This window comes from Streptomyces sp. NPDC020362 (genome assembly GCF_040642095.1).
In the GTDB taxonomy this organism is placed as follows: Bacteria; Actinomycetota; Actinomycetes; order Streptomycetales; family Streptomycetaceae; genus Streptomyces.
In genome coordinates, this window is sequence record NZ_JBFAET010000162.1 from 1 (window position 1) to 20,306 (window position 20,306).

15 protein-coding genes and 8 pseudogenes are annotated in these 20,306 nt (G+C 67.6%); 10 read left to right on the top strand and 13 right to left on the bottom strand.

The annotated features are described in order from the left end of the window. Positions 1-92 precede the first annotated feature (92 nt). The 4 genes and pseudogenes from AB0H32_RS36390 to AB0H32_RS36405 form a co-directional block, all read left to right on the top strand. Positions 93-206: pseudogene (locus AB0H32_RS36390) on the top strand (IS5/IS1182 family transposase); the annotation flags it as partial. Between the two features lie 43 nt (positions 207-249). Further along, positions 250-525: a hypothetical protein gene (locus AB0H32_RS36395; protein ID WP_361129995.1), complete on the top strand. Its 276-nt coding sequence runs from the start codon at positions 250-252 to the stop codon at positions 523-525. Between the two features lie 321 nt (positions 526-846). Further along, the gene (locus AB0H32_RS36400) at positions 847-1,206 is read left to right on the top strand and encodes a hypothetical protein (protein WP_361129998.1); all 360 of its coding nucleotides are present in this window, start codon (positions 847-849) and stop codon (positions 1,204-1,206) included. A gap of 397 nt (positions 1,207-1,603) precedes the next feature. Beyond that, positions 1,604-1,768: a hypothetical protein gene (locus tag AB0H32_RS36405; protein WP_361130036.1), complete on the top strand. Its 165-nt coding sequence runs from the start codon at positions 1,604-1,606 to the stop codon at positions 1,766-1,768. Here the strand turns inward: AB0H32_RS36405 and AB0H32_RS36410 are convergent. Next, positions 1,701-4,541, bottom strand: coding sequence for a LuxR C-terminal-related transcriptional regulator (locus AB0H32_RS36410; protein WP_361130001.1), 2,841 nt, complete (start codon positions 4,539-4,541; stop codon positions 1,701-1,703). The two genes, AB0H32_RS36405 and AB0H32_RS36410, sit on opposite strands and share 68 nt — an antisense overlap. A gap of 564 nt (positions 4,542-5,105) precedes the next feature. Then, a pseudogene (locus AB0H32_RS36415) lies at positions 5,106-5,327 on the bottom strand (IS1182 family transposase); the annotation flags it as partial. A gap of 208 nt (positions 5,328-5,535) precedes the next feature. On the opposite strand from AB0H32_RS36415, the gene AB0H32_RS36420 reads away from it, so the two are divergent. After that, the gene (locus tag AB0H32_RS36420; RefSeq protein ID WP_361130004.1) at positions 5,536-6,903 is read left to right on the top strand and encodes an ISL3 family transposase; all 1,368 of its coding nucleotides are present in this window, start codon (positions 5,536-5,538) and stop codon (positions 6,901-6,903) included. Positions 6,904-7,074: 171 nt separating this feature from the next. Here AB0H32_RS36420 and AB0H32_RS36425 read toward each other — a convergent pair whose 3' ends face one another. Then, a complete protein-coding gene (locus tag AB0H32_RS36425; RefSeq protein ID WP_361130007.1) occupies positions 7,075-7,422 on the bottom strand; it encodes a hypothetical protein in 348 nt (115 codons plus the stop codon). Positions 7,423-7,802: 380 nt separating this feature from the next. After that, the gene (locus AB0H32_RS36430; RefSeq protein WP_361130010.1) at positions 7,803-8,246 is read right to left on the bottom strand and encodes an RICIN domain-containing protein; all 444 of its coding nucleotides are present in this window, start codon (positions 8,244-8,246) and stop codon (positions 7,803-7,805) included. A 674-nt stretch (positions 8,247-8,920) separates the two neighbouring features. Between AB0H32_RS36430 and AB0H32_RS36435 the strand changes: the two genes are divergently transcribed. Further along, positions 8,921-9,820 carry a hypothetical protein gene (locus tag AB0H32_RS36435; RefSeq protein ID WP_361130013.1) on the top strand — a complete coding sequence of 300 codons (900 nt, stop codon included), beginning with the start codon at positions 8,921-8,923 and terminating at the stop codon, positions 9,818-9,820. A 204-nt stretch (positions 9,821-10,024) separates the two neighbouring features. Here AB0H32_RS36435 and AB0H32_RS36440 read toward each other — a convergent pair. The 4 genes and pseudogenes from AB0H32_RS36440 to AB0H32_RS36455 form a co-directional block, all read right to left on the bottom strand. Beyond that, positions 10,025-10,795: pseudogene (locus AB0H32_RS36440) on the bottom strand (transposase). 32 nt (positions 10,796-10,827) lie between these two features. Next, complete coding sequence (locus AB0H32_RS36445) at positions 10,828-11,547, bottom strand: DUF6082 family protein (RefSeq protein ID WP_361130016.1); 720 nt, start codon at positions 11,545-11,547, stop codon at positions 10,828-10,830. 637 nt (positions 11,548-12,184) lie between these two features. Then, positions 12,185-12,502 carry a transcriptional regulator gene (locus AB0H32_RS36450; protein WP_361130019.1) on the bottom strand — a complete coding sequence of 106 codons (318 nt, stop codon included), beginning with the start codon at positions 12,500-12,502 and terminating at the stop codon, positions 12,185-12,187. Then, positions 12,499-12,996 (bottom strand): hypothetical protein, encoded by a 498-nt coding sequence (locus tag AB0H32_RS36455; RefSeq protein WP_361130022.1) that lies wholly within the window; start codon positions 12,994-12,996, stop codon positions 12,499-12,501. The genes AB0H32_RS36450 and AB0H32_RS36455 overlap by 4 nt, the downstream gene beginning before the upstream one ends. Before the next feature lie 472 nt (positions 12,997-13,468). Between AB0H32_RS36455 and AB0H32_RS36460 the strand changes: the two genes are divergently transcribed. Both AB0H32_RS36460 and AB0H32_RS36465 read left to right on the top strand, forming a co-directional pair. After that, complete coding sequence (locus tag AB0H32_RS36460; RefSeq protein ID WP_361130025.1) at positions 13,469-14,266, top strand: hypothetical protein; 798 nt, start codon at positions 13,469-13,471, stop codon at positions 14,264-14,266. A gap of 421 nt (positions 14,267-14,687) precedes the next feature. Beyond that, positions 14,688-14,785 (top strand): annotated as a pseudogene (locus tag AB0H32_RS36465). 230 nt (positions 14,786-15,015) lie between these two features. Here AB0H32_RS36465 and AB0H32_RS36470 read toward each other — a convergent pair. After that, a pseudogene (locus tag AB0H32_RS36470) lies at positions 15,016-15,465 on the bottom strand (lamin tail domain-containing protein); the annotation flags it as partial. Positions 15,466-15,800: 335 nt separating this feature from the next. Between AB0H32_RS36470 and AB0H32_RS36475 the strand changes: the two are divergent. Then, complete coding sequence (locus AB0H32_RS36475; protein WP_361130027.1) at positions 15,801-16,667, top strand: GNAT family N-acetyltransferase; 867 nt, start codon at positions 15,801-15,803, stop codon at positions 16,665-16,667. 19 nt (positions 16,668-16,686) lie between these two features. Here the strand turns inward: AB0H32_RS36475 and AB0H32_RS36480 are convergent. From AB0H32_RS36480 to cas2e, 4 genes and pseudogenes are all read right to left on the bottom strand, one after another. Then, a pseudogene (locus tag AB0H32_RS36480) lies at positions 16,687-17,676 on the bottom strand (transposase). A gap of 71 nt (positions 17,677-17,747) precedes the next feature. Then, a complete protein-coding gene (locus tag AB0H32_RS36485; RefSeq protein ID WP_361130030.1) occupies positions 17,748-18,212 on the bottom strand; it encodes a hypothetical protein in 465 nt (154 codons plus the stop codon). Positions 18,213-18,323: 111 nt separating this feature from the next. Next, positions 18,324-18,887 (bottom strand): dihydrofolate reductase family protein, encoded by a 564-nt coding sequence (locus AB0H32_RS36490; RefSeq protein WP_361130033.1) that lies wholly within the window; start codon positions 18,885-18,887, stop codon positions 18,324-18,326. 119 nt (positions 18,888-19,006) lie between these two features. Further along, positions 19,007-19,139: pseudogene (gene cas2e / locus AB0H32_RS36495) on the bottom strand (type I-E CRISPR-associated endoribonuclease Cas2e); the annotation flags it as partial. A gap of 791 nt (positions 19,140-19,930) precedes the next feature. On the opposite strand from cas2e, the pseudogene AB0H32_RS36500 reads away from it, so the two are divergent. Beyond that, a pseudogene (locus AB0H32_RS36500) lies at positions 19,931-20,209 on the top strand (GNAT family N-acetyltransferase); the annotation flags it as partial. Positions 20,210-20,306 lie beyond the last annotated feature (97 nt).

A 20,306-nucleotide genomic window follows, 5' to 3' on the forward strand; every position in this document is an offset into this window, starting at 1 on the left:
GCTGCTGACTGTCGAAGGCGCGCCGGGAGCGGGGACGGCCGACGAGGAACTCGACCGGCTGGATGCCGCGCTGGCCGGACTGAAGCCGGACTCGGCTCCACCGTGTCGTCCTCGACGAGCTCGGCATGTGCGGCGACCTGGACTGGTCGCGGTGCGCGATCGACTCTGTCGGCCTCCGAGCCACGAAAAGGGGACCGTTGACAGGAAGCTCCCTCTTCGAGGACGAGTCCGTCCTGGTTGAACCGGTACTTGGCATCCCTGCCGAAGTACACCCGCCACATGCTCCGCGTGGTCTACGACGGGTACGACTGTGCCGAGATCGGTGAAACGCTCGGCATCACCGCCAAGATCGTTGCCGACCGGATCTACCGAGCGCGGCGCCGTCTGCGCGAGCACCGGGCCCTCTTTCACAAGCAGTACCGGGACCACACGGGCGATTTCCCGACGCCTGGCCCGGACGACCGCTTGGCCGCGGCCCTCCACCAGCGAGCACAGCAGGCGCGGCAGGCGGTGGTGCAGCGATGACCCGGTCCCCCTCCTGGCAGCGCTGTTCGACTTCGTCATCCACGATGTCGTCGGCAACGTCGTTGCCGGGCTGGTACTGCTGGCCACCACCACCGGATGGCAGCGTGTTCGCACCCGACGGCGGGTACACCGGACGCTCCCCAGCGTCATCGAACGAGACGAGCCCCCTAACTGACGTTCTCCGCGCTGAGAGGGGCGTCGTCCTCGTGCGCGCCGGCCGGCGAAGCCCGGTTGCCCCCGTTGGGTCCACTGGCGGCAACCGGGCTTCGTCGGCGAGTAGGCGGCCTATCGCGCTGCGGGCGGACTCCTTACCCTGCCGTGATGGACCTTCTGCCGCCCCAACTCCGCAGCTACGACGGGCACCCGCGCGCCCGGCTCGCCGCGGCGGTCTGCGCCGACCTCGCCAAGGTCGGCGTCCTGGCCTATCTGGTCGACGACAGCGACGATCACTCCCCCGTGGCCGGCGGTCTCGTCCTGCGTCTCGGGGCGGAGTCGATGGGGGTCTTCCTGTCCTGGTACGTGCCGGAAGAGGACCGGCTGGCGAAGGCCCAGAACTCCGAGGCGGCGACGGCGTTCGAAGCCGCCGCGCTGACGACGACCGTCGTCGGGATCCTGGCCGGCTTCGGGTACCGCATGAAGTCGGAGTTCGACAACCCGGACTTCCCGTATCCGTTCGTCTAAGGGCTGCCGCAGCCCAGTGAATGACCCATGCGCCAGGCGTGGCGGGCTCAGGGCTTCTCCTGGCTGGCTTTGTTCATGAGAGGGGACAGCAGATATCCACGACTTCGGGAGGCACCGCTCTCTGGCACTGTTCGATTGCGGCAGCAGCACTGCGGCTCCAACCTCCGCGGGCGCCGCGCCAGCCCTGCCGCCCCTTCGTACGGGTCCGCCCCCGGTTCGAGGAGGCGCTGCGGACGGCGCGGGAGGTCAAGGCGCACGCCCCCCACTGCCGGGTCATCTTCAAGGTGTACGAGATGAAGCGCCTCGGCCGGGACGCCGCCGAACTCGCCGCGCTGGCCAGCCCGGCATCTACGACCCGACCGTGCCGGGGAAGCTGCTGTTCGCGTTCTTCGCGGCGATGACGGAGACCGAGCGGGAGAACATCCGGGAGTCGACGCGGGAGGGGCTCGACAGCGCGGCCCTCAAGGGCAAGCACGGCGGCCGGCCACCCGTCATCACCGTACGCGCTTGTCGTGGGTCTTCGGCGCAAGGTCATTGCGCGAGGCGACGCCCAGCTTCCTGAGGGCCCGGGCGACGTGCTGTTCCACCGTTCGCGGGGACAGATGCAGCGTGGCTGCGATCTCGCGGTTGCTCAGGCCGGCACCGGCGAGCTCCGCAACCTCATGCTCGCGCGGTGACAGCCGCTCGTCGTACCGGGGCCGGCCCCGGGCAGGCCGTTCGGCGCCGGGATGAGCCCGCAGTTCCGCACGCACCCTGGCCACGTCCCATGCCGCACCCAGCGCTTCCAACTCCCGGGCCGCATCGGCCAGTTCCGCCACTCCCGCAGTGGTCTGGGGACTGCTTGCCAGGGCGCATCGTCCGGCGGCCTCCGCCATCAGAGCCGCGTCGTAGGGCCGGGGATGTGCCTGGTAGCAGGCACGGGCGCGCTGGAATAGCTCAGCTGCTTCCGGGAGCGTGCCCCCCGCCTGGGCCAGCAGCGCGTGGCACCGTATGAGTGCCGCGGTGGCCGTGGGTGCCTGTTTGCCGTCGATGCCCGCCGTGAACTCGTCCACCATGTACCGCGCGACGGCCGGCTCTGCGGCCCGGACGGTTGCTTCCACGGCCCAAGGGGCCAGGTCGGCCGCCCATACCCACACGCCCTTGGCGCGCAGTGCGCTCCACCCGTCGGACGCCTCCCGGGCCGCGTCCTGCAGGTCCTCGCGGGCAAGGGCGAGTCTGATCCGGCCGCCGGCGGCTGCCGCGGCCAACGGTACCGGGCTCGCCTCGAACGAGCCGACGGCAGCCGAGAACCACGTGCCGGCCTGAGCCCATTCTCCCTTTGCCATGGCGAGGACGCCCAGCACCAGCATGGCGTCGCCCGCGGCGAAGGGCGTGTCGCCGACCTCTGCCACGTACGCGCGGGCCCGGGAGGCGAGGCCCGCCCAGCGGCCCGTCACCATGTCCAGGTGCAGTGAAGTGCCCCGTACCATCTGTTCCTGGTACACGGAGCCACTGCGCAGGGCCAGTCCCGGCCCCTCGGCCAGCAACTCGCGTGCCCGCGTGTACTCGCCCAGCCAGGTGGCAGCGTCGACGGCGTTGCACACACCACGCGACACATGCTGGAGAACCTCCGGATCGGCGTTTTCCCGGGGGAACTGCGCCAACTGCCGCCACCCGTCCGGATCGCCCACACTGAGCAGCACGGTCACCTGGTTCGCCGCGACCGCGGCCTGGACCACCGCGTCCCCGCTCTCGGCCGCAGTCGTCCCGGCCCGCGCCAGCCAGGCGAGATTGTCGGCCAGCGGGCCATCGGGCCAATAGGGCAGAGCCAAAGCCGCCATGGCCCGCGCCGCCAGCCGCGCATGGCCGCGCAACTCCTCGACGGACTTGATGAGGTCGGCGCGTCCTTCGGCCGCCTGCCCCAGCTGGTTGCCGAGGAGCAGCCCGAGGTCGAGCCGGATCTCGCCGCGCACGGCGGCAGGCAGCTCTGGGTCGTCGACGAGTCTGCGCAGCACCTGCACCGTCTGGTCGGAGCGTAATCCGCTGTACGCGCTGCGGGCGAGCATCAGGGCCAGCCGAGCCCGGTTCGGATGAGCGACCAGCGGGTTGGCGAGCGTGTCCTCGAGCAACGCGATCGCCGACTGGTGATCCCCGGCCTCCACGGCCTCGCGCGCGGCCTTCTCCACGCTCTGCAGCCAGTCGGCCGTCCGCCCGGACGCGAGCTGGTGGCGGGCCAGCCGCGCCCAGGGCGTCGGACGCCGGGCCTCCAGCACCGCGGCCGCGCGACCGTGCAGCTCCCGTCGCACCGGGCCGGCCAGCAGCTGGTACACCGCAGCAGCCTCCATCGGCATACGGAACCCGTACTGACCAAGGCCCAACTCGTGCAGCACAGCCTCGCACAACGCGGCCGTCAACGCGGAACGTCCGCTGTCCACCGACAGGTTCGCGACGGACGACAACTCGTCCTCCGTCGCAACCTCGTCCAGGACGGCCGCCGCCCACACCAGGCGTCGTGTCTCCGCCTCCAGCGCCGCCATGCGACCGACCACCAGCTCGGTGAGCCGGACCGGTACCGCGGCCTCGTCCACGTGCCGGGCAGTCAGCCGGTCCCGGCCGACCACCGTGGGTCTCGCGCCCGGAAGCGGACCGGCCGTCCTCAACTCGGTCAGGAGATCGGCCACCGCCTGGGCGATACCGCCCGAACGCTCGTACAGCCGGGTGAAGAACTGTGCCGAACAGCGGTCTTCGCCCAGTGCCTCCACCGCCATCGCACGGACCGTCGCCTCGTCGAGCGGCCCGAGCCGCAGTCTCAACAGGCTCATCTCGGCCGGGTAACCCACGGGGGCGCCCAGCACCAGCCCGGGGCGCGCCAGCTCCTCGGGGCGGTAGGTCAGCACACCACGCAGCCCTGTCGGAGGATGCTCCACGAGGGTCCGCAGAGCGCGCGCGTCCTGCTCGCCCGCACGGTGCACGTCCTCCGCCACCAGCAGCATCGGCCCTTCCGTGTCGCACGAGGCGGCCAACTCGCCCAGAGAGGAAATGGGGGGCTGCTTCGGCCCCGGCTGCACGAGGACGCTTGTGCGGGTGTCTGTCGGACGACGCGGAGCACCGGACTTCGCCGCCGCTGATGCGGTCCCTTGCGGGCGGGTGAACTCCTGGTGAATTGCGGCGCCCGAAGGTTTGAATGTCACCTTCAGGCGAGGTAGCCCGCCGAGTTCCGGGAGTGTGAGAAGCCACCTCGCAAAGTGCGTCTTGCCCATCCCGGCCGCTCCGTCGACGAGTATCAGCACCGTCGCATCCGACGCGGCCGACGCCAGTGGCTCGCGTACTGCCGTTTCCCACTCACGTTCACGCATAACGGTCCTATCCCCCTGCGTTCCTGAACAATTTTCAAAACAGTGCCTCGACTCCGGCGTGGTCAAATCGCCGTCATGTTTGCGCACCGTCCGTGTCTCATCGAACCAGAGGACGGGGTGACATTGTGCATACTCCGCGTTATTACCACTGCGTAAGTCGGTTGCTCAGCTTTTCGCGGCACTTCGACGGCGGCACGGTCGAATGCGATGCCTCGCGCAGCTCATCAGCGACCGAGGAGAACTCTGCATGGCCATCATGGTCGGCTTCCAGCTCCCGCAGTCGACGGGCGGCGGCCAAACCCGACAGCACCACCAGGACCGCCGCGCTTCCGGGCGCTGGGGTCACCAGAGCAGTGGGCAGCCGCGTGCCGGAGTTATGTCACTTCGCGCGCTCCACGGCACAGCAGTGGGTTATTCCGGATGATGCGAGCGACTTGCTGGCGCTTTCTCCGGCTCTTCTCCGGGCGGTCCGTCGCTCGCGATACGTCGAGGACACACAACCGAAACGCCATCGTTATCCGAGTGATCCGTCCATTGCTCAATGGGCAAGGGCTTCAGGAATCACAGGGGCTCAGCGACCAATTCGTCGCGGCTGAGCCGACCGACGGCGGCCAGCACATGCGTGGAGTCGGTGCGCAGTCACCCGCGCCGTTTGAGCAGCCCCGTCGCCACCAGGCAGTCGACCATCACCGCGTGTAGCCGATCGGCCCGGCCCTCCTCGGCCATCCGGTCGCAAAACTCGCTGAGCCCCGAGTGGTCGAAGCCCGGATCATCCAACTCAAGGCCGTGAAGGCGGCCCGGAGCGCGGTCCCGGCGTTTCGGTCAGCCCGTCTCTGGGCCTTCGAAGTTGAGCGGTGCGTCTAGTCATGCACGCTGACTTTTCATCACGGTGAATGATGCGCAGCGCGGGACTGGCCCTTGAACGCAAGACGCCCGTGGTCCCGGTTGATCATTTCTGTTCTCTACACAGAAGGATCATTGGGGAGCCGCAGGCTTGGTCAACGATACGACGTTGCTGCTCGGTCTCGACGGCGTGTCCGTCGTACCGGCGGAGTCACTGGCCGACGGAACGCGTCGGGTGCACCTGACCACGACGGACGAGGCAGCGCGGGCCTGTCCGTCCTACGGGGTCTTCGCCTCGCGGGTGAAGGGGCCGGCGGTGACCCGGCCGGGTGACATCCCCTACGGGGAACGGGAGCTGGAGCTCTTCTGGCACAAGCACCGCTGGTGGTGCCGCGAGTCGACGTGTCCGACGAAGTCGTTCACCGAAAGCATCACCCAGATACCGGCCGGGGCGCGGATCACTGCCCGGTTGCGGGAGGCGGCCGGGCGCCGGGTGCGCGATGCCGGCTCAACGGTCATCGAGGCCGCCCACGACCTGCATCTGTCCTGGCCGACGATGACGAGCGCCTTCCGTGCATCGGCGCGCGAGGTCGTCGAGGCCCCGCTGCCCGAGGTGAAGGTGCTGGACATCGACGAGACCCGGCGGGGCAAGACGAAGTGGGAGCAGGACCCCGGCAGCGGCAAGTGGCGCCTGACGCGGGATCGGTGGCACACCGGGTTCGTCGACGCACTGGACCACGGTGGGCTGCTGGGCCAGGTCGAGGGCCGCACCATTGCCGACGTCCAGGCCTGGCTGTCCGCCACACCGCTGACCTGGCGCAAGAACATCCGTCATGTCGCCATCGATACGTCGGCCACCTACCGTGCCGCGATCCGCACCAGCCTGCCTGACGCCATCGTCGTGGTCGACCACTTCCACATCGTCCAGTTCGCCACAAAGATGCTCTCCATGGTCCGGCGCCGCACCATCGCCGAGGTACGCGGGCGGCGCGGACGGGCCACCGACCCAGAGTGGAAGGCCCGCCACCGCCTGCTCCGCAACCGCGAGTACCTCACCGACGAACAGTTCGCCACCATGTGGAACACCCTGCTGAGCCAGGGCAGGATCGGACAGACGCTGCTGACTGCGTGGATCGCCAAGGAGAACCTGCGCAACCTTCTCGCCCTGGCCCGTGCCGGCGCCGACGCCGACGCCGACGCCGCCTGCCACCAAGTCGGCCAGGCCCGTTGGAAGTTCCTCACCTGGTGCGCGGAATCCGACAATCCTGAACTGCGACAACTCGCCACCACCATCAACCGCTGGTGGCCCGAGACAGCCGCGTTCCTGGACACCAGACACAGCAATGCCGGGAGCGAAGGGATCAACCGCGTGATCAAGCTCGTCGCCCGCAACTCGTTCAGCTTCCGCAACGCCGACAACCAACGACTACGGACACGCGCGTCACCACTCGCCGAGCTCGCGGACACCTCCGCATCGCTCAACTTTGAAGACCCCGGAATCATTGCTATCCGTAGTTGAGCGGCTCCTAATCGTCATGTGTCACGGCGACGGACCACTCGCTCTCTGGGACGACCCGGTCATGCGGGAGGCAGGAACCCCAGGCTTCTACCGAAGACGTACGCTCTGGACGCAAACGCACGTCTTCGGCATGATCCAAGCACCGAGAGGGTCACGAACCGGATTCCGGCGCTACCCCCAAGTGCAAGTCCGGGTTCTGTTCCAGCACCTTGGACAGGGGGTAAAACCTGCCTCCACCACTGAGCACACCCAGGGCTTGATGGGATTTTCGTCGTAGAGCAGTCCGCCGCTGTCTCCGCCCAGGGTATTGACGTCGGTATCGATGAGGTCGTCGACCGTGGGCTGACTGCCGTCCTCGTTATGGAACGTGAAGGGCTCGCCCACGTCGGTGACCACACCGCACTTATCTTCCTGCGTGGCTGCGAATGAAGTGGCGCCACGCGCGCACACCTCCTCGCCGTCGTAAGCCTCGCCGACCTTAGTGAAATCTTCAGGGTCGAGATCAGCCTCGGTCCTCACGACGCTGAAGTCGGCGCCCGGCCCTCCCCGCCGCTCGGTGTGCCCAACGGGTTGCCCATCCTCGGCAAACCAGCCGGGATCTGTTCCGTTCAGGTTCGAATTTTCCTCCCCTACCGAGCCCAGCCCAGAGTTGCAGTGCCCTGCGGTGATGACGAAGTTGTTCTCTCCGTCGGTGGCTGGAACGCCGACCGAGCATCCACCTAAGGGATGTCCCGTAAATAATCGCCGCCGCTGTGGGGCCTGTCCCGAGCGGGGCAGGCTCCTGGGCCGCGGCCAACGCGAGGGGCGCCTGACACCCGGCAAGCTGCCGTAGTGAGCAGGGCTGCCCTTTCAGGGTGGTGCCCGGGCCGGCCGCCGACCCGGGCACTCGGTTCACGCCGCTACTCCATGAACTGGAAGGTCCACGCCTGGCGTTGGTTGTCGATGTCGAGTGGCCTCAGGGCGATGCGGGGCGGGAAGATCCTCAGCAGACTGAGGTCCAGAGCCAGCTCCTGGCCGTCGATGGGGCCTCCGGGGACAACGATGTGGAAGGTGTGCGGCTTTGCGCTCTGGTAGAGCGCCCACTCGCGGGGCTCGGGGTATCCGACGGCCGGCTTATTGATCTCTGGGTCACTGTCGAAGGAAAGGTACGTTTCGCTCCTGAGATTGCGAATCGTGCAGTTGCCGTTGCTGAGTTCCTCCAGCTGCCATTCCTGCTCGCCGGGGTTGCCGGTGGGCGGCAGCAGCACAATGGGGGTCTTGGGCTCCGACGACCCTCCCTCCATCGTGAGCAGCTGCTCACCAGGACGGGCGATCATGTAGGCGCCGTTCGGTACAGGTGCCAAGGCCGACTCCACTTCTGACGTGCGGTACCCACGCGGGGCGCCGCCGATCTTCTGGGCGACGCATCCCTTCCCCGCCGACGCGCGACAAAGGTCGGAAATGCCCTGTGTCACCCTTCAGGACTACAGTCAATTCGTTCTGATGTTCGGCGGCTTTGAAGGTGTACGCCGGTGCCTTCGGTGGTGTACCCGGTGGCAGTTGCTCTACCGATCCCGTCGCGTGACAGGCAGCGTGCCGATCCGGTGACGACTACAGCACCTCTCCACTGCGAAAACGCAGGTCGAAGCTGCGCGACCCTACCGACGCGCTTGCACTGCTGACGCGGCCGCTCTATTAGCCAGCCCGCCGGCCACGGCTGGGGACCCGTCCCCACGCTCGTCCCTCAGGCGGCGGGACGCGAGGTCGTGGTTGAGCACCATGCGCCACCACGCCAGTCGGTCCGCCGAAGACTGCGGCAGGGACCGCGACTCACGGCGGAACTGCGGAGGGGGACAGCGCGGATTCTCAGCCTTCTGGGGGCGCGGGCTGGCGACAGACCCAGGTCCTGCGGGGGGCGAGCTGTCGGGAGATCGCTCAACTCCTGCTACAGGTAAATGGCCAGCAGGCTATTCCGTAGGCTGCGATGATCGGATGCGGGAAGGGTCTGCTAGACCAACTCTGAGTGTAGGGGGAGAGGGTGTTCGACGAAGCGAAATTGTTGGACGACGGGCTGAGCTACACCTTCCGTGCGATGCAGGCATATCGAGCCGAGGACGAAGATCTGTTTGGCCTGCATGCCGGGGTAGCGGCTGAGCGGATGGCCAAGGCGTGTCTCGCGCGCCGGAGTCCGGCGCTTCTGGTGGAGCTGCAGTCCAACGCTTTCAACTCTCTGGCATTGCTCCTCGGGATGGCTGTGGTGGAGCCTCCGGGGCGGCGCACCAAGGTGAGAACGGTCGGCTTGCAGATTGCGTTCGCGCGCCTCCAAGCTCTGGGTGTGCAGGTTGACGTTTCCAAGGAGTCGTTGGAGAACTTCATCGAGGCTCGCAACTGGTCAACTCACGGCGGCACTGGTGGATTTGATCTCGAAGAGATCGCTGCGGATTTCGTGAAAGTGGTTGACTCTCTACTGGTTGACCTGGAGTATGATCGGTATTCGTTTTGGCACGTCCATCTTGCAGACGCTGACCGTCTCAAGAACGGTGCGGAACAGCGACATCGAGAACGAGTTCGTAGGCTCCTAACGGAGGCCGCTGAGCGGTTCGCATCACTAGGTGAACTGGAGCGGTCAACCCTGCGAACCACGGCTGCTCTCCACATTTTCGTGGAGCCCAAACACGTGCGGTTCGATTGCCCCTCGTGCGGAAACCCTGGTGTGCTTTCGGGTGAGTACCGCAGCACTCAATCCTCTTCCGAGGCTGAAGCTGGTATCGAGTGGGTGATGCTAGAGGTGGACGGATTCGAATGTTACTGCTGCGGACTGAATTTGAATGGCCCTGCAGATATACACGCCGGACAGGTGCCGCCTACCGTGACCGTGCCACATCACGAGGCAATGGCTCATGTGTACGCGTCGGATCCAGACATCACAGACTCATAGGTCGTCGATACGCCCCACGTTGGCAAGTCAACAACCGTGGTCGCGGGTTCAGCGGCTGGTGTACATCGCGTAGAGCACGATGCCGATCCCAGCCGTGAACCAGTGGCTTCTCCAGCAAGGTCTGCCGGGCAGGGCCCTAAGGGTTGTCCCGCAAACGATCTTCTACGGGTTGAGGCGCAGGGGACTGACCGTTGGGACCAGCCGTTATCCCGTGAGGACTAGGTTGTGCAGGCGTGCAATGCCGCGCACGGAGTGGTGGACTCCGTCGCCTTTCAGGCGACAGTCGCGGAGGATCTTCCAGCCCTTCATGCGGGCGAAGGCATGCTCGACTCGGGCGCGGACCTTGCGGTGTGAGGCGTTGTGTTCCTCTTTCCACGCCGGCAGTTCGGTCTGACCGCGCCCGCGTCGATGCGGAATGACCAGACCGGTGCCCCGGTAGCCGCCGTCCGCGATCACCGTGGTCCTGCCGACGGCCTCCTTGGCGCCGGACAGCTCCCATGCCTTGCAGTCATTGCGGTTGCCGGGCAGCGGTCGACCGACCACGACGACGAGTCGGCTGTCGGCGTCGATCACGATCTGATGGTTGGTGGAGTACCGATAGTTCTTGGACTGCTCGGCTACCTCGTGGTCGCGGGTGGGCACGAGGGTGCCGTCCACGATCAGCACGGTGTCCTTGGAGAACCGGCGTCGCGGCCGCAGAGACATCAGCGGGCCGAGGTGGTCGATGATCCGGTCTGCCGCAGACTTCGAGATGCCGAACAGCAGGGCCAGCTGGCGCATCGTCAAGTTCGTGCGTCAGTAGGCCGTGACCAGCAGTACTCGGTCCTCAAGGGGCAGGCTCCAGGGCCGTCCCAGGCCAACCGCGTCGGCCCCCTCACGCCGCAGCGCGGCCACCAACTTCCCAAAGCAGCGCGGGCTCAGCCCGGAGAACGGGGCTATCCAAGACGGCTCCGACGCCGTGATCACACCAGTCACACCGTGATCATCCAACTCGCGGCCGACGGCCCTTAGCGTCGGCTTCGCAAAAGTGATCCGAGAGCCAAGCCGGTACCCAGGCCAATCAGGGCGCCGGCCGCTGCCCGCCATGCTGGCGCCGCTCCTGCGGCAGGCACGTCAGGCGGACTGGGGGCGGCGGCCGAGCGCGTCGGCGGTCCGGCAGCAATAGCGCGAGCGTGCTCCTCGCCCACGATGGCCAGGAAGCGACGACCGATACGGCTTCCTGACGAACTGGCGGTCCATGAGGTTAGGGCCCTGCTCCAGTAGTACCGCCCAGCCTCTCCGGTGAACATCCCGGATAGCATATCGCGCAGGAGAGGCTCGCGAATGGTCCCGATCTCGTAGCCCATCCACGCATAGTTCATCATGAGGTCGGCATAGACATGCCGTTTCCGCTCATGGGGATCGGCGATGTCCGTGTCGCCCCAGACAGGCTGGTAAAGCGCCATGTCGTCAAGTTCCAGGCGGACTAGCTCGAGGTAGTAGCTGCGAATCCCCTGGACTTGCTCCGCCCTGGCCTGCCGGTTCTGAACAATCAGCGAACCAGCAACACCAGCCAACGCAAGCGCCGAGACGATCGCCGACGTGAAGCCGTACGCCGCGCCGATCTGGCTCAGCCTTTTCCAGTCCACCCCCTTGGAACCGGAGACGTCCTGCAGCACGAACGGCGACAACAACAGCGCCGCCAGCACGGCCGCCGCAGCGGCGACCAGCCCCAGAGCCCTGCCCACACGGCGAGCCACTGATACTGCAGCCGCAGACCGATGACGAGCTATCAGGTAAATCACCCCCAGGCGAGCCTGCCCCAGTGGCTAGGCCGAACCATGGGGCAGCCTACGTGCAGCAGTCATGCTCGGCATCGCCCGCCTGCACAAGCTCACCATCGCCTACCAGGCGCGCGACACACTGCCAAGGGACAGCCGCCATGTCGGCCCGAAGATCGTTTACGGGACAACCCTAGGTCGAGGATGGTACGCGGAGCCAGTCCATTGGTCCGGTCCGGCTCGGACCCGGTCGGAGCCGAAAGCAGTTCGTCCTTCAGCTGTGCTGCGGTCGCTGTCTCCTGGTACACCGCGGTCGTCGGCGTCTTCTTGGCCGGCGACGAGTGCTCCGGGCTCCGGCCGACCGCCGCCACGCTCGGGGCGCCTCCGCCGTGCCCCCGCCGCAAGCTGTCACACCGATGGCCATCAGTGCCATTGCCGCAAGGTGTCCTCGCCCTATGACCCTGCTCATGGTCCCTTTGTTCACACAGTGACGAGGAGCCATACGACAGGTCATCAGGAGCCGGCCAACGCGCCTGCCGGACATGGCCGGTACGCCCTGTCGGCCGGCCGGAAAACCTGGCGCAGTCTGTCGTCACGAGCAAGGTTACGGCCCGACGATGGCGCGGAGGGCGGCGAGATGCGCTTGGTAGGCGTGTCGTCCGTCGCGGGTCAGGCGTAGCCACACGCGCTGGCGGGTGTCGCGCACGGCTTTGCGCTGCTCGACGTATCCCGCCTCCATCAGCACTGTGACGTGTTTGCTCAGTACCGACGCGGAGACGTCGAGCTGCTTTTGCACCGCAGCGAACTCGGCTTCGTCGGCGGTGTCGAGCAGAGCACAGATGCGCAGCCGGTTCGGGGCATGGATGGTGGCATCGAAGCCGTCCATCGGGTCGCCTGCGCTGGTGCGTGTGCCGGGGATCATGAGGTCTGACGGTGCAGGCGGACGAAGGCGAGGTGGAAGGCGACGGACACCGCAGCGCCGATGCCGGAGGCGGCGAACAGCCAGACGAACTGTCCGGTGCCACGGAAGGCCACCACCGACCCGGCCAGTAGCACCGGAAGCCCGATCATCAGTGGCAGCGTGGCCCTCCTGGGCAACACGTCCAGGCGCAGCGCCACACCGGTCTTCTCGCGCCACCCGGCGGCGGCGATGGCGAACAGCGCCAAGTAGCCCGTGGTCGCGACCACCATGATGACACTCCACGCGAGCTTCGGCAGCAGCCACTGAGGACTTGCCATCATGCCCCCGAAGACCGGTGGGATCGCAGCGATGTACAGCGTGAGGACGACGGCGAACCAGCGGGGCCACGGAGTGGCGGACAAAGCGGTGGTGGAAGCCTGGACGCGCTCGAGCGCGGCCAAGGCCGCGCGGGCCTGCTGCGGGGTCGGACGGATGACATCGCCGTTACTTTCCATGCCGGAAACACTAACCTTGTGTTTCCACTACGGCAAGTCTCGACTTTCCGATTCGGAAATTCTCTTGCCGGCCGCATCCCCCACACAGCACGCCTGCCGCCACCCGGCCGTTACCTGGTGCGTGTCGCGCGGAACGACGCCGCCCGTCGGCGCGATGCCGCCTTGGCCATCGCGGGCTTCGCCGAAGGTCACCGCGGCCGATCAGAGTCCCCGCTTCGCAACGGCCAGGACGCCCAAGCACTGCGGGTGGCGTCGGCAGGCCATCGCCGACGCCGCTCGGACTCGCTCGTACTGACGTGTTCGGCTGTTCGGCCGAAGCAACAAGGTGACGTGCCGGGCGTCGCGGGCGTGGAGGGCTTCGGCCTGTGATCATGCGGCTCTGGCTGCAGGTGATCGACGAGGAGTTCCAGCCCGTGCGGGATGTGTGGGGCCCGCCGAGTGGTGCTCGCGGTAACGCGTTGTAGGTGATGTGGTGGAATGGTTGACCTCGCTGCCGACCGTAGTGCTGGTCGTGGGCTGGCTCTTGCTCGCTTTGCTGGTCGCGGCCCTGGCGCGGGTCGGGGTCCGGGCGCTCGTACCAGCCGGGGAACAGGAACGGGTACCGCAGATCGCCATGCCCTTGATGCCCACACTCGGCGCCGCCTTCGCGATCTTTGCGGCCCTCTCGCTGGCCAGCGAGGCCGGCTATCTGCGCGCTGCGGAGGGCTTGGTGAGCGACGAGGCGGCCTCGGCATCCCGTCTGGCGTGGGCGGCGACCAGTCCGCAAGTCCAGTCGGAGCCGATCCACAGGGCGCTGCGGGACTACCTGCAGACCACGCGAGCCAGGGAGTGGAAGGGCGCGGCAGCAGCCTCCGGTGACGATCCGGCCACCGCTCGCGCCGTCGCAAAGCTGGAGCGGAGCGTGCGTACCGAGGCGGCCCGGCCCGAGCTGGGATCGGCGGCGAGCACGGAGTTGCTGGTTTCCCTGGACGGCGTCACCAGTAGTCGGCGCGCTCGTGTTGCGGCCGCCTCGCGGGACGTTCCCACGCTGTACGTCCTCACGCTTGTGGTCAGCGGACTGGCCCTGATCGTGAACGCGGGCGCACTGACCTTCCGCAGCAGCCTGCGAACGTCACTGCTCATCACGGGCGTCGGGAGCGTGGTCGGGCTCAGCCTGGCACTGCTCTTCGCACTGAGCGCGCCGTGGAACGGACCGTTCATCGTGAGTGGGCATCCACTCGACGCCGTCGTCGGGGATCTGGGGTCCGGCTTCTTCCACACCGGGCCGTAGGCGGACCAACGACACACCTGCGCGTGTGAAAGCAGGGGGGAGTTCACGGCGAACCTATCTTGGAGGGGAGGCGCACCGACGTCGGTCGCCGCGCACCCCGAGGTCGGCGGGGAGCAGCTGCACAGCGCGGCAAAGGACGGCGCTCCCCGCTCGCCGCGGTGGTGAGGGCACAGCAGACAGAAAGACCGTATAGATGCCTCCTCGCTCTACGGCGGGAACAGCATCCGGCCACACCACAGCCTTGCGGCACACCCTTGGAGTCGCGACGGCCGCACGGGCAACAGCCGGGCGGGCGCCGCTGGGACCTGCGCCGCTGCGACCAGGGGCTGCCAGGCGCATCAGTGACCCATCAGTGCAGCGTCAGGAGCCCCTGCCACTCTTGTTCACGTGAACGGCGCGGGACATTCGCGGCCGGGAACAAGGAGAGGTGCCCGGAGTGGTTGATCGGGGACCAGCGAGCATGCCTCACGGTCGGACCCCATGGGGTCCACGCAGGTTCGAATCCTGCCCTCTCCGCCACACGAGACACCCATGGCGGTGTACACGCGCAACGAGAACGGTCGTCGACCACAAGGACCCCGAGCCAGCCGTGGATCGGGGTCCTTGTCCGGGCGCTCAGGCCCTACGCCGGCCCGCTCATACCGCCGGTGATTCAGGCTTGGCACTCGCCCGGGCGGGTGCCGACCGCCGTCACCCGTCGGCTCGCCTGCCGGTGCTGGGCAGAGCTCGCGGGTCAAATCACGGCCGTGGTGGTGGCCCCAGGAGGTGTCGTCGACGAAGCGGCCGTGGTCGTTGCGCACGGTCGCGGTGTCGTGGTCGTTGTTCCAGACGTAGTTGCGCCGGTCCTGGAACAGGTCGGTGCGGCTGTCGCGGCCGATGCCGGTGTGGACGCGGACCGTTGCGCGGCCGTCCAGGCGGTAGTGGCGGAAGGTGCAGATGTGGCCGTCCCCGTCGGGCAGGGTCCACCCGTCAAGATTGACCGCGCGGCAGCCGCCGTTGGTGATCTCCGCCCATTCCCGGTTCAGGGAGCGATTGGAGCGGCCGTCGCGCCTCGGGGAGCCGGCTTGCACCGCGCTGATGTGGACGGCGGAGTGGTGCGGGCGAGCCGGCTGGTGGCCAGCGGCCGCCACGACGGCAACGGCAACGGCAACGGCAACAGCACTCATGCGACGCGCAGAAGCGGAAACGGTCACGAGCATCCCGCTACTGGGTCCAGAGCACCCCGAACGGTCCGGCGAACGTCCTGAGCATCGAAGGCCAGGCGAGGGTGCGTCGTGCGGGTGACAGCCGGCTGGCCACGTCCTCACGCTGCGCAAGCCCTGGGCCAGATTTGCGGTGGAGATGTGTATGACATTAAAGATTCCGCATATTTCGATGACCCTTTACCGCAACAGCAATATATGCCTCAAACATGTTGGATTGCCCCTTAGGCCTAACGAAGCACTACTGGCCGGGCTGTATCCCCGGACCTCCGCCACGCCGGCCGGCCGGAAACCGGGTGCGGGCCGTCGGCGCGGTGGTGTGTGATCGGGGTATGGCGATTGCGTTGGGCGAGCCGGGGGCCGACGGGCTGAGCGGGGCTGTGGGCGTGCTGCGGGAGTGGCAGTACGACGGGGCGCCCATGCAACTGCATCCGGGGGATCTGGGCTGGTTCTGGCGGTTCGGTGCAGAGGCGACTGCCGCGGCGGTCCGGACCTGGAGCCGGGACGGACGGATTCTCGCCGTCGGACTGCTGGACGGTCCCGGGCTGTTGCGGCTGACGATCGCGCCGGACGCCCAGCAGGACGAGGAGCTGGCCCAGCAGCTGGTCCAGGACGTGACCGAGCCGGAGCGCGGCGTACTGGCAGAGGGGACGGCGTACGTCGAGGCGCCCGCGGGCGCGCTGGTCCAGGATCTGCTGTTCGCGGACGGCTGGCACGCCGACGAGCCGTGGACCCCGCTGTGCCGCGACCTCACGGAGCCGGTCGCGGACCCGGGCGTGCGGATCGAGGTGATCGGGCCGGAGCAGGCGCACGTGCGGACCGCCGTACAGCGGGCGTCGTTCGACAGGTCGACGTTCACGGACGAGCGCTGGCACGCGATGGCGGCCGGACTTCCGTACGCCGACGCCCGGTGTCTGGTCGCGTACGACGACCGGGGCGACGCGGTGGCGGCGGTGACGGTGTGGTCGGCCGGTCCGGGGAAGCCCGGGCTGCTCGAACCGATGGGCGTGAGCCGGGAACATCGCGGTCACGGCTACGGCAGGGCGATCACCGTCGCCGCCGCGGCCGCACTCCAGGAGCTGGGCTCGTCGAGCGCGATCGTCTGCACCCCCAGCTCCCATGTCGGCGCTGTCGCCACCTACACGTCAGCCGGCTTCCGGCAGCGCCCCGAGATCCGGGACCGTCGCCGGGACGCCTAGGGAGTGTTCCTGGTTTGGATCATGTTGCGGGTCGGAGGCTCCGGAGCCAGATGACCGCACCACGTAAGTGGAGTCCAGCCAGGTAGCTGTCGGGTGTCTTGTCGTACCGGGTCGCCAGTCGGCGCCACGCTTTGATCTTGTTAATGCAACGCTCCACCGTATTGCGGTCGCGCCATGGCTTGGCGCCGTGGGAGACGGGCCGCCCGCCCTGGCGGCCCTTCTTCGCGCGGTTGGCGGCCCGGTCGGTCTTCTCCGGGAAGGCCGCCTTGATGCTGGGCCTGCGCAGGTAGTCGCGGTTGGCACGGGAGGAGTACGCCTCATCGCCGGCCACAGCCTCGGGGCGGGTGCACGGCCGACCCACCGGGCCGAACACTTTGACCTTCTCCAGCACCGGGATGAAGTGCGGGCTGTCCCTCGGTCAGCTCGAAGGACAGCGGGCAGCACTGCCGCTCAGCAGCGAGATGGACCTTGCTGGTCAGCCCGCCACGCGAGCGGCCCAGCCGGGCGGCCTTCGGGCGGGCCCGACGTCTGAGCCGCCGTCGTCGCCGCTCGTCCCGCCAGGGGTCGGCAAACGCGCCGTCTACCGAGGCGACCTGCGGATTTCGTCCCCGCGCCCGGCCCCCTTTTCATCCACGACGGCCTCTTCGAGGGCAACCAGCACCTCCTCGCGCACAACCATCCCCGCCGCGTGATGGTGAGCGCGGGCCACGGTGGAGTACACGCTGACCAGCGAAAGGTCCACCTGCCCCCGCCGGGCCGCCTCGTTGATCACCCCGTCCATCAGCTGCTCGAAGACGCCCGCGTCCCGCCACTGCAAGAACCGGTGGTAGACGGTCTGCCAGGCCCCTTGCTCGGGCGGCACGTCCCGCCAGGGGAAGCCCGTGCGGAATCGCCAGATCTCGCCTTCGAACTGCGACCGCAGCCGCTCGGGGAACGGGCCGAACCTGCCTATCGGCAGGAACGGCTCGATCAACTCCCATTCACGATCGGCGAGTTCTGCACGCGTCACACAGGCGTTCTATCGGCTCAGCCGAGTGATCCGGAAACCAGAAGGCACTCCATGGCCCGGCCAGGAAATCCCTACACGTGCCGACGTGCCGTCCCGACGAAGGCGTCGATCAAGTCGCGGGTCGCGTCCCGTCGGGCGACGGCGTCGGCGCGATCCCCCGCGCGGTCGATTTTGCCGACCGCCGTGAAAGCATCGACCGCGACGGTGACGAGCTGGGGCTCGTCGGTGATCAATTGGAGCTTGAAGAGGGCGTGCTGCGTGCTGGAGCGCAGCTCGAACGAGCGCCTGCGCAAAGCGGCTTCGTCGGCCGCGTCTTGGCCCTCGTGCTCACAGAACCAGTGGTGCAGCATGGCCTGACGGAAGTCGACGAGCAGTCCGGCGTACGTGCCGTAGATGTCCAACCGCTCCTGACGCAGCCGCTCCCTGCGGGTGTCCTGCTCCACGCGCCGCGCGGATCGCTGCTGGAAGACATGCGTCACCGTCGAGCCCAGCAGCGTGCCGAGGACCGCGATCACGCTCGTGACTATGGCATTCATGGGACACCATGCAACCAGACCCCCCGCACGGTCTTCTGGCTCCGCAGCCTCTGCCATGCAACATGATCCAAACCAGAAACACGCCCTACTGGGGACCGGCGGACGATCCCACTAGCGCACCACGCGGTAGCGGAGGTAGACGACTCTCGAGCGGAAGGTGCGGGTCTCGACGAGTTCGAGATCCACCCGGCGCTCGCGCTGGGGAAAGAACGGAATGCCACCACCAACCAGCACCGGATAAACCCTGGCCCGGTACTCGTCGATCAGACCCAACGCGGCCGCCTCGGCGGCGAGAGTCGCGCCGCCGATCGCGATGTCGCCCTCCCCCGGCTCGGCTCGCAACCGCTCGATTTCCTCCGCCAGGCCGCCGGAGACCAGGCGGGCATTGCCCTGCACCGCCGACAGCGTGGTGGAGAACACCACCTTTGGCAGCAGCTTCCAGATCGCGGCCCACTCGAGCATTGAGTCGTCGAGCGATGGATCCTGCTCGGCGGTCTCCCAGTACAGCATCGTCTCGTACAGCCGTCGTCCCAGCAGGTGGACGCCGACCTCTCGGATCTCGTCGGTGACGAAGCGAAAGAGCTCCTCGTCGGGCGCCGTCCAGTCGAAGCCGCCGTCCGGCCCGACGATGTAGCCGTCGAGCGAGACGCCCATCGAATATGTCACGCTGCGCATCAGGAGTCCTCCTCGGTACGGGTTCGACAGTACGACCGCCGGACGCCGCAGGGCTCATCGTGGCTCGCGGGATCCCCTGGGCCGAGTCACCTCACGAGATCATTTCGTTGAGAAAACTCCACTGCTTCCCACAGTTCATCGCGAACACGAGCCGAGACCGTGCCGACATATGACGGGGGTGACTTCGAGGAGCCAAAGTGTGAGGGCGCCTCTGAGGTGATCGGGGACAGCGGAGGAGGAAAGGGTGGCCATCGTGGCCCTGCTGAGTGCACCCCAGCTCGAGCAAGGTTCATGATCCGACTCCATGGTTGGATCCGGCGGGCAGAGGTCCCTGTGCAGAGTCCCAGAGGTCGATCAGTTGCTCTTCAGGGTCGGGGGCCCTGCTGCCGCCGGGATCGAGTATTTCCTGGTTGTCGTAAACGATGCGAGGCAGGATCCTGAAGAGACGCAGCCCGTCCCGTAATGAGCATTGGGCCTCTGCCTCCAGGCTGGTGGAGGCATGGAGAGAAAAGGCAAGGGGGACGCTGAGTTCGGCTTCCGAAAGCTGAGCAGAAGAGACAGGTCTCCCCCGCAGCTGGCCACGGCATTGCTTGTCCTGCCTCAGCTGGCCCCATTACAAGAAGAAGGTCCCCTGGAGCCAGGATGGTCCCGGCTCGTGGATTGTCGCTGCGGGCAAGGCGAGGCGTTCCCTGCGCTCGTGGGGAGGAAGCGCTATGCCGGCCGGGCGCGGTGGGCGACCGCGGAACACCCCGCGTCGGCGGGGAGGGTAGAGAGGACATCCACAGCCGACGCGGCGGTGGCGACCAAGAACGTGTAAGAAGGCGGCCGCCACGGACGGCATCGTCGTCCGCCCAGGCCCGCTTCGGCTCCATCGCCCGCGACGACCAGCGGGTGCGGGACGGTTGCGCGCCGGCGCACACCTGGATGATCGAGTTGGGTGGCCCCAGGCTTCTTCACGACCTGACCGTACTTGTCCACACGGGTTTCGGTGCCCCGCCCCCAGGGCGAGACCTTCCTGCGATCTGCACCGGCTCGGGCGGTACGCATTCGCCGGCTGCGTGTCGCTGCGGCCGGCCGAGGAAGCCCACTGGCTGGAGCACTTTTACCTGGCCCGGCACCTGCAGGGCAGCGGCAGCGGTACTGCTCTGCTGTGTGGGCTGCTCGAGCAGTGCGACCGCGAGGACACCCTGGTCCGACCGAACCTGCTGCAGGACGGTCCGGACCGGCGGCTGTACGAGCGACACGGGTTCGCACTCGAGACCGACGATCCGGTGGACGTGTTCATGGTGCGCAAGCCGGCCTTGGCCGGGCCTGACAGATGACCATCAGACGGGTTCGCAGAGCCAGAGATTCAGGGATGCCATGACGGGTCTCGCGGAGGTCGATCGGCGCCGGCGGTCCACGAGGTCACGCGTGGAC

Excerpts from the sequence above, each read along its gene's own strand:
- AB0H32_RS36400 (WP_361129998.1), top strand. The coding sequence starts at position 847 with ATGGACCTTCTGCCGCCCCAACTCCGCAGCTACGACGGGCACCCGCGC.
- AB0H32_RS36405 (WP_361130036.1), top strand. The coding sequence starts at position 1,604 with ATGACGGAGACCGAGCGGGAGAACATCCGGGAGTCGACGCGGGAGGGG.
- AB0H32_RS36410 (WP_361130001.1), bottom strand. The coding sequence starts at position 4,541 with ATGCGTGAACGTGAGTGGGAAACGGCAGTACGCGAGCCACTGGCGTCG.
- AB0H32_RS36450 (WP_361130019.1), bottom strand. The coding sequence starts at position 12,502 with ATGATCCCCGGCACACGCACCAGCGCAGGCGACCCGATGGACGGCTTC.
- AB0H32_RS36455 (WP_361130022.1), bottom strand. The coding sequence starts at position 12,996 with ATGGAAAGTAACGGCGATGTCATCCGTCCGACCCCGCAGCAGGCCCGC.
- AB0H32_RS36475 (WP_361130027.1), top strand. The coding sequence starts at position 15,801 with ATGGCGATTGCGTTGGGCGAGCCGGGGGCCGACGGGCTGAGCGGGGCT.
- AB0H32_RS36485 (WP_361130030.1), bottom strand. The coding sequence starts at position 18,212 with ATGAATGCCATAGTCACGAGCGTGATCGCGGTCCTCGGCACGCTGCTG.
- AB0H32_RS36490 (WP_361130033.1), bottom strand. The coding sequence starts at position 18,887 with ATGCGCAGCGTGACATATTCGATGGGCGTCTCGCTCGACGGCTACATC.